Here is a 15863-nt window from a genome sequence, read left to right as displayed (position 1 = left end):
GACCTGTCGCTTGACTAGTAGTCGCTTGTAGGGAGGCTGTCCCCCGTGCCCGGAGGTGGGCGCGGGGGAGGACTCATGACCGGGAGTGTGCCGTCCGAGGTCGTGTCGCCGGGGCCGGCGCGTGATTTCGACGGTTTGTACAAGGCGTTGCTGGAGGCCCATCCGCGGGACGCGTTGCGGTTGTTGTGCGGTGCCCAGCTCGACGGCCAGGCCGTGGTTCTCGACGGGCCGACCGAGCAGCAGCGGCAGCGCAGCCGTCAGCGGGACAAGGTGTTCGTGGTCCGGCATGACGACGGGTTGCCGGCGGACGTTTATCACGTGGAGGTTCAGGTCCAGCGGACCGAGGACTTCCAGGAGCGGATGGTGGCGTACTGGGCGTCGCTGGCGTTGAAGTATCGCCGGGCGCAGCATCGTATCCATCAGGTGGTGGTGTGGCCGCTGGGCGGCGGGTTTCCGGGCCGCTTCCGCCGGGATCAGGCGCGGCTGGACTACCGGTCGGTGAACGTGCCGGATGATTTGGATCCCGGGGTGTTGCTGGCGGGCCCGTTGGCGCCGCTGGCGTTGTGGTCGCAGAAGCCGCCGCACGATCTGGTGGAACGGGTCGCCGATCGGATCGCCGCGACGGGCGCGGTGGAGGAACAGCTGGTTCAGATCGAGCTGGGTATGCTCGTGGGAGGTTCGCTGGCGGCCCAGGTTCTCGATGCTTTGCGAAGGAGAGGCATGAACGACGTTCTCGAGCAGACGGAGTCGGGCCGCGAGATCGCCCGCCGAAACCGCGAGCAGGGCCGGGAGCAGGGCCTGGAACAAGGCCTGGAACAAGGCCTGGAACAAGGCCGCGTCGATGGGATGCGGGCGCTTCTCCGGGCGAAATTCGGTGAGTTCGCCGATCTCGACGACCTTGCCCGCCGCCTGGCCGAACGCGACCACGACGGCAACATCGCCCGCATCGTCGCCGGCGCCACCTTGGCGGAGTTGCGTTCCTGACCTGTCCCTTCGGGCTTTCGGACCACATCATTCGCCGCCGCGCGCCGTTCAAGCACCTCGACAGCGACACGCCAGGAAGACGAATTCGGCACGTTGCCTGAGCCCGCGCGGGAATCGAAGGGCTTTCCCAACTGGCGAGCGAATGTCCATCTGGCTCACAGCGTCTCCGTCGCCATGCACCCCTTAAACCGCCAGCTTTTCGCGAAACCAGTTGCGGCAATTCCTCGTCCGGGGCACGCCGGATCGATGCTACGACAACCGCCTCTTCGAGGGCCGGCTCGGATTCGGTGAGCTGGCCACCGGCCTCGATTCCGTGCCCGGATCGGTCTCGTGCAGCGCCCACCGCCGCGGTCTCTTCCAAGAGGGCGGTCTCCGACACACCCTTCTCCTGCCGCGGCGAGGCCTGCTCCGGCAGGCTGGGCGTCGGCTCCGGCGCGATTGCCGGCCGGCTGTGTGCCTGCTCGGACGTTGCGGGCGCGGACGCCGCCGTGCCGCGGTCGTGCCACGCGGCGATCAATTCCTCGTCGCTCGGGATGTGGCCGTAAATGGAGCGCAGTTTCCGCGCGTGGCGTTGCGTCATGCCCCAAACGCGATGCCTCTGATGCTCCCGGCGGAAATTCTCGGCCTCGGCGGAATAGTTGCGGCGCTTCGTCGTGTCGCGCATCGTCGCCAATTGCGCCGTGGTGAACAACTGCAGTTGCCGCATGAACTATTTTCCCGCAGAGCGATCCGGCCCTGCCACTGTTCGATCATCCCGGCGGGAAAGGAATTTCACGGGATCCGAAGACGCCGGGGCATCCAATAATTGGTGAACAAACGGGCAGAAGCACGCCCTGTCATGCCGCCGACAGGGTGCGGCGTTGGTCGTGCGGGCCGCGAGCTGCCGCTCTGGCGTGGCGGACAGACGGTGGACAGCGCGGCCGGGCTCGTTGGCCAAGCTGAAAGGGACGACGGGCGACATGCGCGAGGCATCCATTTGGCCGAATCCGTAGCCGGTCGGTGCGGGTCCTCCAGCGATCATGCGCGCCGCCCAACGGCGTGTTCGGTGAACCCGGCCACGCCCGCGCCGGCGCCGCGACGCGCCGTCCCTTGTGGACTGCGCTGACTCTTTTCGCGCTTCCTGCGGCGGGGCAACCCCAGCCGCCCCGTCCCGCTACGCTGCATCCTCGAGCGATACGCATGTCTACCGACGGGGGGAAACCATGCGCATCCGGAGCCTCTGCGCGGCCTGACGGTCAGCGGCGAACTGCCCGGCCGGCGTACTTCACCGCGTACATCGCCATGTCGGCCTCGTGCAGCAGCATGTCCGGGCCGTGCCGGCCGGGCCGGCCCGTGGCCATGCCTACGCTTGCCCGCAGCGGCACGCGCACGCCGTCGATCTCCACCGTGCCGGACAACGCGGCGCGCAACTCCGCCGCCATGGTCTCCCGGCGCTCGGGGTCGAGGTCGTCGACCAGGACGGCGAACTCGTCGCCGCCGAGCCGGGCCACCGTGTCGCCGGGGCGTACGCAGCGGTGCAGCCGGCGGCCGACCTCGATCAGCAACCGGTCGCCGGTGGCGTGCCCGAAGCGGTCGTTGACCGGCTTGAACTCGTCGAGGTCGATGAGGAACACGGTCGCCTCCGACCGCGTCAGGGCGGCGCCGAGGTCGCGCAGGAACAGCGCGCGGTTCGCCAGGCCGGTCAGCGCGTCGTGAAACGCCTGCTCGGTCAGGCGCGCGGCGAGTTGGTCGCGCTCGCGGAGCAGCTCACCGATCCGCCGGAACGCGGCCGCCTGCCGGGCCGCGACCAGGGCGGTGGTGACGATGATGCCGGCGATGACCAGCCAGGAGCGCCAGGTGAGCCCGGAGACGGCCAGCACGACCACGCCGGTCGCCCAGCTCACGGCGAGGGACGCGTACGGCAGATAGCTGTACGGCCGCGTCCCACCCGCGGCCGTACGGGCCGGCCCGCCGCGCGCCTGCAGGCGGGTGGCGATCACCATGAGGGCGCTGCTGAGCACGTTGCCGCAGTTCAGCCACGCACCGAGACGGGACGCGCCGTACGACTCCGTCGGCACCGCCTGCAGCACCGCCTGCAGGATCGCCGCGGCGCCGTAGACCACCGCCGCCGACGGACGGAACGGCGAGCGCCCGCCGAGGACGAGCTTGGCCACCGCGAGGATGGCGACCAGGAACACCCCGGGCTGGCTCAGCACCGCCACGGCCAGCAGCGCCGCCCACGCCGGACCGGGCGGGCCGGTCGGCGGCTCGATCAGCAGCACACCCGCGGTGATCGCGCCGGCCATCACGGTGGCCACGTCCATGCGCAGGCCGGCGCGGTTGCCACCCGGATAGAGCAGCAGCCCGGCGACCACCAGGACCATGCCGGCCAGCGGCGCACACAGGGCGAGACCGGAGCGGACGTAGATGGGGTGGACGGACGGCCCGGCGATCATCTGCACGACCTGCCAGGCGTCGCCCAGCGCGTAGAGCACCCCGGCCGCGGCGGTGAGCCACCAGATCCGGCGCGCGCCCCGGGCGAACGGATCGTCCCCGGCCGTCCGGCGGGCCAGCCGCCGGGCGAGCACCGCCCAGCCGACGCTGCATGCGGTCAGCGCGACCCAGTAGGCCGTCTGCGCGACCAGCGGACCGGTCGTCACCCCGAAAATCCCGAACAACGGCGGCACGAGTACGGCGAACAGGCACAGCCCGACGAGGAGCGGATCGGTGCGCATCCCGGCCGCCCGAGGCAACGTCATGCCCCACCCCGCATCCTCGTTCGCCGGCGCGGTCGGCCGGTGCCAGGAAACATCGGCGCCGGCGCCCGCCGCTTGAGGCACTGTGACCGCCGGAACGGGTGCTGTACGCCGGTTGTGCCGCGCGTGTATCCAGGTGGCATGGATATCGACGTTGCTCAGACGGCGAACGCGGTGCTCCCGTACGTCACCGGGGCGATCACCGCCTACGGCGCGGCCACCCTCGACAAGGTGCGCCAGGCGGTCGTGGACGAGGCCGCCGACGGGACGGTGAGCCTCGGGCACCGGATCCTCAACCGGATCCTGCGCCGCGACGCGTCCCGGCCGGCGATCGAGGGCGCGATCGGGGACGTCGCGGCCGGCGAGGACGGTAGCGACGTGGCGCTGAAGCTGCAGATCCGCAAGGCGCTGGCGGCCGATCCCGAGCTGGCGCGGGAGGTCGCGGCCATGCTGACGGCGGGCGGCGTCACCATCACGGCGTCCGGCGAGCGGTCGGTCGCCACGCAGACCAACTACGGCATCATCAGCACCGGCGACAACTCCACGTTCCGCCGGTGAGCCGAACCGGCCGGTCCGGCGGCACCGGGCGTGACCGGGCGGCCGGATCGCCGTGCGCCCGGAAACCTTTCCTGGCCCGTACGGAAAATTGTCTTTGCAGGAGAAAGCCCGGACCCCCTCGGCCCGGGCTTTCCCTGTGACCCCCGATCTCAGCCCAGCGCATGCATGACGTGCTTGATGCGGGTGTAGTCCTCGAGGCCGTAAACGGACAGGTCCTTGCCGTGCCCGGAGTGCTTGAACCCGCCGTGCGGCATCTCGGCGACCAGCGGGATGTGGCAATTGACCCAGACGCAGCCGAAGTCCAGGCGCTGGGTCATCCGCATCGCGCGGGCGTGATCCTTGGTCCAGACGCTGGAGGCGAGGCCGTATTCGACGCCGTTCGCCCAGGCGACGGCCTCGTCCTCGTCGGTGAACTGCTGGACGGTGATGACCGGGCCGAAAATTTCGTCCTGGATGGCCTCGTCGGTCTGCTTGAGGCCGGAAACGACCGTCGGCGCGTAGAAATAGCCGCGGTCGCCGACCCGTGCGCCGCCGGCGTTCAGCACGGCGTGGTCGGGCAGGCGGTCGACGAAACCGGCGACGCGGTCGATCTGGCGGGCATTGTTGAGCGGGCCGTAGAGCACGTCCTCGTCGTCGGCCGCGCCGGTTTTCGTCGACGAGGCCTGCTCCGAGAGCGCCGCGACGAAATCGCGGTAGACGCGGGGCGAGGCCAGCACCCGGGTGGCGGCGGTGCAGTCCTGGCCGGCGTTGAAATAGCCGCCGACTGCGATCGCCTCGGCCGCGGCCGCGATGTCGGCGTCGTCGAAGACCACGACCGGCGCCTTCCCGCCCAGCTCGAGGTGGGTGCGCTTGAGGTCGGCGGAGGCGGCCGAGGCGACCTCCATGCCGGCCCGCACCGAGCCGGTGATCGAGACCATCTGCGGGGTGCGGTGGCTGACCAGCTCGCGGCCGGTGTCGCGATCGCCGACCACGACGTTGAGCACGCCGGGCGGGAAAATTTCCGCAGCGATCTCCGCGAGCATGACGGTGGTGACCGGCGTGGTGTCGCTCGGCTTGAGCACGACCGTGTTGCCGGCGGCGATCGCGGGCGCAAGTTTCCAGACCGCCATCATCAGCGGGTAGTTCCACGGCGTGACCTGCGCGCACACGCCGACCGGCTCGCGCCGGACGTAGCTTTCGAAACCGTTCAGGTACTGACCCGCGGACCGGCCCTCGAGCAGTCGCGCCGCGCCCGCGAAGAAGCGGATCTGGTCGATCGCCGGCGGCAGCTCCTCGGACCGGGTCAGGCCGAGCGGCTTGCCGGTGTTCTGCGACTCGGCCGCGACCAGCTCGTCCGTGCGGGCCTCGATCGCGTCGGCGAACTTGAGCAGCGCCTGCTGCCGCTCGCTCGGCGTCGTGTCGCGCCATTTCGCGAAAGCTTCCGACGCCGCCTCCATGGCCCGGTCGACGTCCGGCTTGCCGGAGACCGGCGCGGAGGCGAAGACCTCGCCGGTCGCCGGGTCGATGAGGTCCTCGTAACGGCCCTCGGCGGGCGCGGACGGGGCGCCGCCGATGAAGTTGTGCAGCACAGTCTTGGCGGTCACTCGATCTCCAGACGCAGGATCGGAAACTTTCCCGGCCATCTTTCCACCGATTCCGTTGCAGACAAGACCCCCGAGCGACGTCTTCCGTCAACCGGATCAGCATTTCCGGCGTCGGCCGATCAGAGCGGGTTCCCGGCGGCGGCCGCTCGGGACGGGCGCGGAGCCGCGCCGAGCGGATCGGTCGCGGCCGCGGCCGTGGACCTGGCGCGGGCGCCTCAGGCGGCGCCCTCCCTGATCTGCCACGGGGCGCCGTATTCGACGAGCTTGTCCAGGAACGGCACCGGGTCGAGCGCCTCCGGCCCCAGCACCCCGGCGCCCTGCCAGACGCCCGTGGCGAGCAACTCCAGCGCCACGATCGGATTGACCGCGGTCTGCCAGACCACCGCCTGCGCCCCGTACTCCCGCATCGACCACTCGTTGTCGACCAGGTGATAGAGGTAGACCTCGCGCGGCGACCCGTCCACGCCCAGGCCGCGCACCAGCGTCCCGGCGCACGTCGTCCCGGTCATCTTGTCGCCCAGCGTCGCCGGGTCGGGCAGCACGGCCGCCACCACGTCGCGCGGCGAGACCGAGACGCCGCCCACCCGCACCGGCGCCGTGCTGTCCAGGCCGAGCTTGTGCAGCGTCCGCAGCACCTCGATGAACTCCGAGCCCAGCCCGTACTTGAAGGTGACCTTGCCGGCGTCCACCCAGCGCGGGATCAGCAGCACCTCCTCGTGCTCGACGTGGACGCACTCGACCGGGCCGATGCCGCCGGGGAAGTCGAAGATCTCCGGCTCGCTCAGCGGCACCGTGCTGCGCCACTCGCCGTTCTCCCAGATCACCGGCGGGTTGAGGCACTCCTCGATGGTGGTCCACACCGAGAACGAGGGCGCGAAGTCGTAGCCCTCGACGACCAGGTTGCCGCCGTCGCGGATGCCGACCTCGTCGATGCGGGAGAACAGGTGGTCGGCGGCATACCGGGCGAAGATGTCCGACAGGCCGGGCTCGACCCCGATCCCGACCAGGGCGAGCAGCCCGGCCTCCGCCCACGACGACGCCAGGGCGAACTGCGCGTCACCCAGCTTCTCCCCGGTCAGCCGGTACGGCTCGGTGGGGTGCGGGTGGGACAGCGACATCGCCATGTCGAGATAGGAGGCGCCCGCAGCCAGGGCGCCCTCGAAGACCGGCATGACGAACCGGGGATCGACCGCGTTCAGAACGTGCGTGATCGCGTGCTTGCGGCACAACTCGGAAATGTTGCCGGCGGACGAGGCGTCGACCCGCTCGGCGACGAAGCGGGGGTCGGCCGATGCCGCGCGGGCCGCGCGGTCGAGCGAGTAGTCGGCGATGACGAAGGCGGAGAAGAACGAGCGGCGTGCGGCAATGCCGGCCGCGGCGGACCCGACGCCGCCCGCGCCGACGACCAGGACGCGCATGAGAGACACACCTTTCACCCGAAACGGGCGACAGAGAACCGAAACCGCGTCCCAAGAGCGTCCACACCACCGAAACCCTTGTCAAGAGCGATCAACTCTGCGATAAACGCAGTTGCCACCGCCGGTCGGAGAGGGACTCGGATGCCCGACGTGATTGCCGTCCACCCCGGCCCGGGGAAGAATCGCGGCGTGACGGCGGACCTGGCTCTGGATCAGATCAACAAGCAGATCATCGAGCACCTTCAGCGCGACGGGCGGATGTCGTACGCGACGCTCGCCAAGGAGATCGGCCTGTCGGAGGCGGCCGTGCGCCAGCGCGTGCAGCGCCTGCTCGACGGCGGGCTCATGCAGATCGTGGCGGTGACCGACCCGCTCACGCTCGGCTTCGCCCGGCAGGCGATGGTCGGCCTGAAGGTGAACGGCGACCTGCGCGCGATCGCCGACGAGATCGCCACCATCCCCGAGGTCGACTACGTGGTGATCTGCGCGGGTGGCTACGACCTGCTGGTCGAGCTGGTCTGCACCGACGACGAGCACCTTCTCGACCTGCTCAACGAGAAGGTCCGCACGGTCAAGGGCGTCACCTCCTGCGAGACGTTCATGTATTTGAAGCTGGCGAAACAGACGTACGCGTGGGGAACCAGGTGACCGCACCGTCCTACTGGCTGCACACGCTCGGCCCGATCACGCCGCGCCCGCCGCTCGACGGAGACCGGAACGCCGACGTGGCCATCGCCGGGGGCGGCTATACCGGCCTGTGGACGGCGTACTACCTCTCCCAGGTCGCGCCGGACCTGAAGATCGTCGTCCTCGAGGCCGAGTTCTGCGGCTTCGGGGCGTCCGGCCGTAACGGCGGCTGGGCCAGCGGACTCTTCCCGGTCTCCGAGGAGAAACTGACCAAGAGGTACGGCGCCGCGCGGGCCACCGCGATGCATCATGCCTTGGCGGGCGCCGTGGACGAGGTCGGGCGGGCCGCCGCGGCGGAGGGCATCGACTGCGACTATGCGAAGGGCGGCACGATCACGCTCGCCCGTACCCCCGCTCAGTTGCGCCGGGCGCGGCGCGCCGAGGGATTCATCGGGGCCGCCGCAGCCGGCGCGATCTGCGGCGCGACCGGCGTTCTCGGCGGCGTCTTCAGCCCCGATTGCGCCGCGCTGCATCCGGCCAAACTGGTGCGCGGCCTCGCCGGGGCCGTGGAAAATCGCAAGATCAAAATCTACGAGCGGACACGCGTACGGCGGATCGCACGCGGCCTCGCCGAGACCGACCGCGGCACCGTCCGCGCCGGCACGGTCGTGCGCGCCCTGGAGGGCTACACCGCCCGGCTGGCCGGGCACCGCCGCAGCCTCGCGCCGGTCTACTCGCTGATGATCGCCACCGAGCCGCTCCCGGAGTCCGACTGGGAGCGGATCGGCCTGCGCCGCCGCGAGACGTTCAGCGACGAGCGCCACATGATCATTTACGGCCAGCGCACCGCCGACGACCGTCTCGCCTTCGGCGGCCGCGGCGCGCCCTACCATTTCGGCTCGCGCATCGAGCCCGGCTACGACCGAGTCCCCACCGTCTTCGACAACCTGCGGGCCACCCTCACCGAGATGTTCGGCATCCGGCCCGCGATCGCCTACCGCTGGGGCGGCCCGCTCGGCGTCCCCCGCGACTGGATGCCCAGCGTGGGCCTCGCCGACGGCCTGGCCTGGGCCGGCGGCTACGTGGGCGACGGCGTCGCAGCCGCCAACCTGGCCGGCCGTACCCTGGCCGACCTGATCATCGGCACCCCGAGCGACCTGACCACCCTGCCCTGGGTCGGCCACCGCTCCCGCCGCTGGGAGCCCGAGCCGATCCGCTGGCTCGGCATCAACGCCGCCCGGCACGCGACCACCCTGCGGGACGCCCTGGAGCGCCCGCGAGCGTCCTGACCTGTCTCAGCGTGGGGACGGCGCCCGGTCGCCCATCAACCCCGTCCACAGCCGGTCCCGTAACGCGTTGGCCCGTTCCTTGGGCAGCGCCGCCGTCAGGTCACGCAGCACCACCCGCAGGAGCACGTTGGCCTCCCCCTCGGCGAGGCCCAACCGCGCGCGCGACGACGGCGGCAGGGACCCGGCCGGCGTGACCGATCGGATGGTCACCTCCTCGACCAGGCCGGCGTCCTCGCCCAGCAGGCTTCGCACCCGGTCACCCAGGTCCTCGGTGGTCACGCCGGCCGGCAGGGCCACCGAGAGGTCGCGGCAGGCCGGCGGCTGCGGCGAGACGGGCCGGTAGGGCGCCAGGCCGGTCATCTGCCGGGCCACCCGCGGGTCCGGCGAGCGCAGCAGGCGGATGTCGTCGATGCCCTTCCGCAGCATCAGCAGCCGGTCCAGGCCGAGCCCGAGCGCCAGACCGGTCACGCCGGGCCGGCGCAGCACGTGGGCGGCCGCGACGCCGCACTCCCCCACCTCGACCCAGTCGCCGCCGAGACGGCTGGGCGGACCGACGGCCGGGGCCGGCGCCTCGATCTCCAGGCCGCCGGTCGTGTAGGGGTGGGTGGCCGGCCGGGTGCGCCAGGCCACCCCCGGCAGGGCGGCATCCAGCGCCACCCCGGCCAGGTCGAGCAGGCCGGCGCCGGTGTCCAGCGCCCAGAGGTCGAGCTGGTGCGGGGTGCCGGTGTGCAGCCGGTCGATGGCGTCCCGGCGATAGACCACGCCGGGGCAGGCGATCAGGACCGGCGCCGAGCGGACCTCCCGCAGCGCGCCGGGGATCAACGCCGACGTCTGCGACCGCAGCATCCGATCCGGCGCGACATATCGGGTGTAGCGCGCGTCGCGGGCCGCAGCCGTCGGGGCGTAGCCGAGGCGATCGTAGTTGTCGGCCACGTCGACGATCCGCTCGCCACGATGGACGATCAGCGGCGCCGCCGGCCACCGCGCGGCGACGGCGGAAAGGATCGACGAGACCAGCAGCTGGATCGCGTGCGGCCCCTGCGCGGGATCGGTCAGATCGCGGACGGCCAGGTCGGCGGCGAGCTCGCCGGGGGTGAGGTGGGGCATCGGTCTTCTCCTTCGGGACGGGCGCCACCCACGGAGAAGGCCGGAAAAAGGCCGCCCCAGGGGCGGCCGGAAGAAACGCGCGGAGCTAGGCGGCCACCAGAGGGGGCCGGCCGAACAGCGCGCCACGTGTCATGACCCCAGCGTGCCACGCGACCCGGCCGCGCGGCATCCGGATTAACTGTCAGGTTGAGAGTGAGAGTCCACACCCAACCCTCAACTAGAGGTTGAGGTTTGGGTGCTCATGCGGCCCGAGGGGCCGCCGCGGTGTGGCGGTCACCGCGACGGCCCGGCTCTCAGCCGGCGGTCACCGCACCGACCGCCACCGGGCGGCGGGGGCGGTCACCGCACCGACCGCCACAGGGCGGCGGCTCGCGCGTCGTCGCCGGCCACGTGGGCCCGCTCGGCCTCGGCCAGCTTCGACGCCCAGCCGGGGCCGCCGTGCCCGGCCGCGACGCGGGCCTGGGCCGTGTCGCGGAGGGCGTCGAGCTTGGCGTGGCCGCCACCGGTGCGCAGGCCCCACCCGTACGGATAAAGCGGGTGATAATCGCGGTCACCGACGTTGATCGGCACCTGGTCGACGGTGGCCGGCCACGTCACCGGGAGGCGCCCGGTGAACGGCCGCCGGCCGAACAGCACGTCCGCCACGCCCGCGCCCTCGCTGCCCGGCAGCCAGGAAGCCACCAGCGCGTCCATGACGGGCAGCTGGTCGGTGATCACCTGCGGCCGGCCGGAGACGAGCAGCACCACACAGGTCGCCACCGCCGCGCACACCCGGTCGACCACGGCCTTGTCGCCGGGCTGCAGGGTCATCGACTTGGGCTCGGTCTGCGCCGGCGTGCCCCACGGCCAGGACGGTCCGCCGACATCGCCGAAGCCCTCCGCGTACGGGGTCTCGCCCACCACCACGACGCCGACCCGCGCGTCGCCGACCGGGGCGGTGCCGTCCTCGCTGAAGGTGACGTTCGGCGCCACCTGCCGGATGCCCTCGAGGATGGTCGTGCCGGGGATCGCGTCGCCGGAGCGGCCCTGCCAGTCGATGGTCCAGCCGCCGGCCTGGTTGCCGATGTTGTCGGCGTTGCGGCCGGCCACGTAGATCGGCGTGTTCTTGTTCAGCGGCAGCGCGTGGTGCGAGTTCTTCAGCAGCACCTGCGACTCGGCCACCGCCTCGCGGGCGAGGGCCCGATGGGCGGCGCTGCCCACGTCGCCGATGTGCGCGGCGGACGCGTACGGGTGCTCGAACAGCCCGAGCTCGAACTTCGCCCGCAGGATCCGCCGCACCGCGTCGTCGATCCGCGCCATGCGCACCCGCCCGGCCTGCACCTCGGCCTTGAGCACGGTCTCGAACTGCGCCGCCGTGTTCGGCTCCATGAACATGTCGATGCCCGCGTTCACGCCGGTGCGCACCTGCAGCGCCGTCGGGGCCGGGTCGCCGGACGGGTCGGGGATCTGGTGGATGCCCTCCCAGTCGCTGATCACGAAGCCGTCGAAGTCCATCCGGCCCTTCAGCTCGCCGGTGATGAGCTCCCGGCTGGCGTGCATCTTGGTGGGGTTGCCGACCCCGTCCTCGGTCCAGTCGACGCTGGAGAACGACGGCATCACGCTGCCGACGTCGTGCCGGTGGATCGCCGCCACGTACGGCGCGAGGTCGATCCGGGCGAAGTCGCGGCGGTTGGTGACGGTGATGCCCTGGTCGATGGCGAAGTCGCCGGAGCCGGTGCCGTACCTGGTGTCGCCGTCGCCGGCGTAGTGCTTGGCGGTCGCGAGCACCCCGCCGCGCTGGAGGCCGTCGATCGCGGTCTCCATCTTGACGACCAGCCCCGGGTCCTCCGCGAAGCTCTCGTACGCCCGGCCCCAGCGCTCGTCGCGGGACACGCAGACGCACGGCGCGAAGTCCCACGGGATGCCGGTCGCCCGCACCTCGGACGCGGTCGCCCGGTACGCCCGGTAGACCAGGCCCGGGTCGCGGGTGGCGCCCAGCCCGACGTTGTGCGGGAAGACCGTGGCGCCGTACACGTTGCCGTGCCCGTGCACCGCGTCGATCCCGTAGATCATCGGGATCTTCAGCGGCGTGTTCAGCGCGGCCGCCTGGAAGGTGTTGACCATGTCGACCCACGCCGCCGGGGTGTTCGGGGTCGGCACCGACCCGCCCCCGGAGAGCACGGAGCCGAGGCGCAGGGCGGTGATCTGGCTGGGGTCGCCGGTGACCGCGCCCCGCTCCGCCTGCGTCATCTGGCCGATCTTGTCGTCGAGCGTCATCCGCCGCATCAGGTCGGCCACGCGGCGGTCGGTGGGCAGCCGCGGGTCGAGGTACGGCAGGTGGTGAGCGGTGGACACCGCGGTGAGCGGCACCAGGGCGAGGGCCAGTGCCCCCGCCACGAAAGACCTGATTGGTCGCACGCCATTTCTCCTCGGACTAGGAGGGCCTGACCTCACTCGCCCGATAATCACCCCGATCAATGCCGCCAAGTAACCGTCCGGTTTCGCGGCGTAGGCACCAAGCAACAAAACGGCCCCGGCGAAACGCCGGGGCCGTCGGTAAATAGGCGCTTTACAACCGGTTCGAAGCCTCGGTCAAAACCGCCCGCAGGATCTGCTCGATCTCGGCGAACTGCTCCTCGCCGGCGATCAGCGGCGGCGCCAGCTGGATCACCGGGTCGCCGCGGTCGTCGGCCCGGCAGTAGAGGCCGGCGTCGAAGAGCGCGTGCGAGAGGAAGCCGCGCAGCAGCCGCTCCGACTCCTCCTCGTCGAAGGTCTCCTTGGTGGCCTTGTCCTTGACCAGCTCGATGCCGAAGAAGTACCCGTCGCCGCGGACGTCGCCGACGATCGGCAGGTCGTAGAGGCGCTCCAGGTACGACCGGAACAGGTCGCTGTTCTGCCGGACGTGCCCGTTGAGGTCCTCCCGCTCCATGATGTCCATGTTCGCCAGGGCCACCGCCGCGCCGACCGGGTGGCCGCCGTACGTGATGCCGTGCGCGAACCAGTTGGTGCCGTGCAGGAACGGCTCGGCCAGCCGGTCCGCCGCGATCATCGCGCCGAGCGGGACGTAACCGGAGGTCAGGCCCTTGGCGACGGTGATGATGTCGGGCGTGTAGTCGTACTTGTGGCCGCCGAACCACTCGCCGAGCCGGCCGAAGCCGCTGATCACGTCGTCGGAGACCATCAGCACGTCGTAGCGGTCGCAGATCTCGCGGACGCGCTGGAAGTACCCGGGCGGCGGCGGGAAGCAGCCGCCGGCGTTCTGCACCGGCTCGAGGAAGACCGCGGCGACCGTGTCGGGGCCCTCGAACTCGATCGCCTCGGCGATGCGGTCGGCGGCCCAGACGCCGAACTCCTCCAGGCTCATCGACTCGTCGGGGCGGCGGTAGTAGTTCGTGTTCGGCACCCGGAAGGTGGACGGCACCAGCGGCTCGAAGTCCTGCTTCAGCGCCGGGATGCCGGTGATCGACAGGGCGCCCATCGAGGTGCCGTGGTAGGCGATCTGCCGGGACAGCACCTTGGTCTTGAGCGGCTTGCCGACCCGCTTGAAGTAGGAGCGGGCCAGCTTCCACGCCGACTCGACGGCCTCGGAGCCGCCGGTGGTGAAGAAGACCCGGTTCAGGTCGCCCGGGGTGAGGCCGGCCAGCCGGTCGGCGAGCTCGACCGCCTTGGGGTGCGCGTACGACCAGATCGGGAAGTACGCCAGCTCGCCGGCCTGCTTGGCGGCGGCCTCGGCGAGCTCCTGGCGCCCGTGCCCGGTCTGCACCACGAACAGCGCGGACAGGCCGTCGAGGTAGCGGCGGCCGGCGCTGTCCCAGACGTAGCAGCCGTCGCCGCGCACGATCAGCGGCACCTCGGCGTGCTGGTACGACGACAGGCGCGTGAAGTGCAGCCAGAGATGGTCCCGGGCGGCGCCGGAGAGCTTCTCGAAGTCGGGTGACTGAAGGTCGGACAAGGCGGGGCTCCGTCTCTCAGAGGGTGGTCGAGAAGGCCTGCTCGAGCAGGCTCAGCCCGCGATCGAGCTCGTCGTCGGTGATCACCAGCGGCGGCAGGATCCGGATCACGTTGCCGTACGTGCCGCAGGTGAGCAGCAGCAGGCCGGAGTCGTGCGCGGCGCTGGCGACCGCGGCGGTGGCGGCCGCGGCGGGCTCGTTCTTCGCGCCCGGCACCACGAGCTCCAGGGCCAGCATCGCGCCGCGGCCACGGACCTCGCCGACCTGCGGGTGCTTGGCGGCCAGGGCGTCGAGCCGGGGGCGGGCCACCGCCTCGATGTGCCGGGCCGCGGCGGCCAGGTCGAGCTGGCGCATGGTCTCGATGCTGGCGAGCGCGGCGGCGCAGGCGATCGGGTTGCCGCCGTAGGTGCCGCCGAGACCGCCCGGGTGCACCGCGTCCATGATCTCGGCGCGGCCGGTGACCGCGGCCAGCGGCAGGCCGCCGGCGATGCCCTTGGCCGTGGTGATCAGGTCGGGCTCGACGCCCTCGTGCTCGCTGGCGAACCACGACCCGGTGCGGCAGAAGCCGGTCTGGATCTCGTCGGCGACGAACACCGCACCGGCCTGCCTGCTCCACTCGGCCAGCGCCGGCAGGAACCCCGGGGCGGGCACCACGAAGCCGCCCTCGCCCTGGATCGGCTCGATCAGGACCGCGGCGACATTGGTCGCGCCGACGTGCTTCTCGATCTGGCCGATCGCGTACGCCGCCGCGTCCGCCCCGCCGCGGCCGTCCCGGAACGGATACGACATGGCGACCCGGTAGATCTCGCCGGCGAACGGCCCGAAGCCCTGCTTGTACGGCATCACCTTGGCGGTGAGCGCCATGGTGAGGTTGGTCCGGCCGTGGTAGGCGTGTTCGAACACGACGATGGCCGGCCGGCCGGTCGCGTGCCGGGCGATCTTGACGGCGTTCTCCACCGCCTCGGCGCCGGAGTTGAACAGCGCCGAGCGCTTCTCGAAGGCGCCCGGGGTGAGCGCGGCCAGCTCCTCGCAGACCGCCACGTACTGCTCGTACGGCGCGATCATGAAGCACGTGTGGGTGAACCGCTCGACCTGCTCGCGGACGGCGGCCACCACCCTGGGCGCGGCGTTGCCGACGTTGGTCACCGCGATGCCGGCCGCGAAGTCGATCCACTCGCGCCCGTCCACATCGGTCATCGTGCCGCCGGCGGCGCTGCTGACATACGACGGGATCATGCTGGAGACCCCGCGCGCCACGGCCGAGCTCCGGCGCCGGTGCAGGTCGTCGGAGGTGGGCATATCTCTACTCCTTCGGGCCTTGAACCCCGATCATTCCACTGATTCCGTCGTTCGCAAGAGGCCCAACAACTATTTCCGCGCCGCGCCCTGGCGGCTGCAGCCCGTTCGCCACGCTTTGCTCTGCTCACTCGGAGGAAGCATCGACGTGCCCGCTTACCCCGAGGAAGCAGAGCCCTGCTCTGCTTCCTCAGCGGAAGCATCGACGTGCTGCGCTTACTCGGAGGAAGCAGAGCCCTGCTCTGCTCACTCGGAGGAAGCATCGACGTGGCCGCTTACTCGGAGGAAGCAGAGCAAAGTGCGCAGCAACCCAGTCGGCGACGGCGCGTCAGGGCGG

General features: G+C 71.3%; 11 protein-coding genes. 4 read left to right on the top strand and 7 right to left on the bottom strand.

Going from position 1 to position 15863, the window contains the following annotated elements; translation table 11 throughout:
- Positions 1–75: 75 nt before the first annotated feature.
- Positions 76–984, top strand: coding sequence for an RpnC/YadD family protein (locus ACFQS1_RS12560; RefSeq protein ID WP_378967221.1), 909 nt, complete (start codon positions 76–78; stop codon positions 982–984).
- Between the two features lie 1235 nt (positions 985–2219).
- Here ACFQS1_RS12560 and ACFQS1_RS12555 read toward each other — a convergent pair.
- Positions 2220–3722, bottom strand: a complete 1503-nt coding sequence (locus tag ACFQS1_RS12555) for a diguanylate cyclase domain-containing protein (protein WP_378967219.1) — start codon at positions 3720–3722, stop codon at positions 2220–2222.
- A gap of 138 nt (positions 3723–3860) precedes the next feature.
- On the opposite strand from ACFQS1_RS12555, the gene ACFQS1_RS12550 reads away from it, so the two are divergent.
- Complete coding sequence (locus ACFQS1_RS12550; RefSeq protein WP_378967217.1) at positions 3861–4277, top strand: hypothetical protein; 417 nt, start codon at positions 3861–3863, stop codon at positions 4275–4277.
- 149 nt (positions 4278–4426) lie between these two features.
- On the opposite strand, the gene ACFQS1_RS12545 is transcribed toward ACFQS1_RS12550, so the two are convergent.
- Both ACFQS1_RS12545 and ACFQS1_RS12540 read right to left on the bottom strand, forming a co-directional pair.
- Positions 4427–5899, bottom strand: a complete 1473-nt coding sequence (locus ACFQS1_RS12545; RefSeq protein ID WP_378967215.1) for a gamma-aminobutyraldehyde dehydrogenase — start codon at positions 5897–5899, stop codon at positions 4427–4429.
- A 176-nt stretch (positions 5900–6075) separates the two neighbouring features.
- The gene (locus ACFQS1_RS12540) at positions 6076–7278 is read right to left on the bottom strand and encodes a saccharopine dehydrogenase family protein (protein ID WP_378967213.1); all 1203 of its coding nucleotides are present in this window, start codon (positions 7276–7278) and stop codon (positions 6076–6078) included.
- A 141-nt stretch (positions 7279–7419) separates the two neighbouring features.
- Here ACFQS1_RS12540 and ACFQS1_RS12535 point away from each other — a divergent pair, with 141 nt between their 5' ends.
- On the top strand, positions 7420–7926 hold the full coding sequence (locus tag ACFQS1_RS12535) for an Lrp/AsnC family transcriptional regulator (protein ID WP_378967211.1): 507 nt from the start codon (positions 7420–7422) through the stop codon (positions 7924–7926).
- The gene (locus ACFQS1_RS12530; RefSeq protein ID WP_378967209.1) at positions 7923–9194 is read left to right on the top strand and encodes an NAD(P)/FAD-dependent oxidoreductase; all 1272 of its coding nucleotides are present in this window, start codon (positions 7923–7925) and stop codon (positions 9192–9194) included. Before ACFQS1_RS12535 ends, ACFQS1_RS12530 begins: the two co-directional genes overlap by 4 nt.
- A 6-nt stretch (positions 9195–9200) precedes the next feature.
- Here ACFQS1_RS12530 and srmL read toward each other — a convergent pair whose 3' ends face one another.
- The 4 genes from srmL to gabT all read right to left on the bottom strand — a co-directional run bounded on the left by srmL (position 9201) and on the right by gabT (position 15529).
- Positions 9201–10301: a PheS-related mystery ligase SrmL gene (gene srmL / locus ACFQS1_RS12525; protein ID WP_378967207.1), complete on the bottom strand. Its 1101-nt coding sequence runs from the start codon at positions 10299–10301 to the stop codon at positions 9201–9203.
- A 339-nt stretch (positions 10302–10640) separates the two neighbouring features.
- Entirely contained in the window at positions 10641–12698 is a 2058-nt protein-coding gene (locus ACFQS1_RS12520) for a glycoside hydrolase family 3 protein (RefSeq protein WP_378967204.1), read from the bottom strand.
- A 151-nt stretch (positions 12699–12849) separates the two neighbouring features.
- Positions 12850–14232 carry an aspartate aminotransferase family protein gene (locus tag ACFQS1_RS12515; protein ID WP_378967202.1) on the bottom strand — a complete coding sequence of 461 codons (1383 nt, stop codon included), beginning with the start codon at positions 14230–14232 and terminating at the stop codon, positions 12850–12852.
- A 16-nt stretch (positions 14233–14248) separates the two neighbouring features.
- Positions 14249–15529: a 4-aminobutyrate--2-oxoglutarate transaminase gene (gene gabT, locus ACFQS1_RS12510; RefSeq protein WP_378967199.1), complete on the bottom strand. Its 1281-nt coding sequence runs from the start codon at positions 15527–15529 to the stop codon at positions 14249–14251.
- Positions 15530–15863 lie beyond the last annotated feature (334 nt).

It is taken from the genome of Paractinoplanes rhizophilus (genome assembly GCF_042664765.1).
GTDB classification, from domain to species: Bacteria; Actinomycetota; Actinomycetes; order Mycobacteriales; family Micromonosporaceae; genus Actinoplanes; species Actinoplanes rhizophilus.
Note: the sequence above shows the minus strand (reverse complement) of the source record. Positions and strands in the feature narration are given on the sequence as shown.

Excerpts from the sequence above, each read along its gene's own strand:
- ACFQS1_RS12560 (WP_378967221.1), top strand. The coding sequence starts at position 76 with ATGACCGGGAGTGTGCCGTCCGAGGTCGTGTCGCCGGGGCCGGCGCGT.
- ACFQS1_RS12555 (WP_378967219.1), bottom strand. The coding sequence starts at position 3,722 with ATGACGTTGCCTCGGGCGGCCGGGATGCGCACCGATCCGCTCCTCGTC.
- ACFQS1_RS12550 (WP_378967217.1), top strand. The coding sequence starts at position 3,861 with ATGGATATCGACGTTGCTCAGACGGCGAACGCGGTGCTCCCGTACGTC.
- ACFQS1_RS12545 (WP_378967215.1), bottom strand. The coding sequence starts at position 5,899 with ATGGCCGGGAAAGTTTCCGATCCTGCGTCTGGAGATCGAGTGACCGCC.
- ACFQS1_RS12540 (WP_378967213.1), bottom strand. The coding sequence starts at position 7,278 with ATGCGCGTCCTGGTCGTCGGCGCGGGCGGCGTCGGGTCCGCCGCGGCC.
- ACFQS1_RS12535 (WP_378967211.1), top strand. The coding sequence starts at position 7,420 with ATGCCCGACGTGATTGCCGTCCACCCCGGCCCGGGGAAGAATCGCGGC.
- srmL (WP_378967207.1), bottom strand. The coding sequence starts at position 10,301 with ATGCCCCACCTCACCCCCGGCGAGCTCGCCGCCGACCTGGCCGTCCGC.
- gabT (WP_378967199.1), bottom strand. The coding sequence starts at position 15,529 with ATGCCCACCTCCGACGACCTGCACCGGCGCCGGAGCTCGGCCGTGGCG.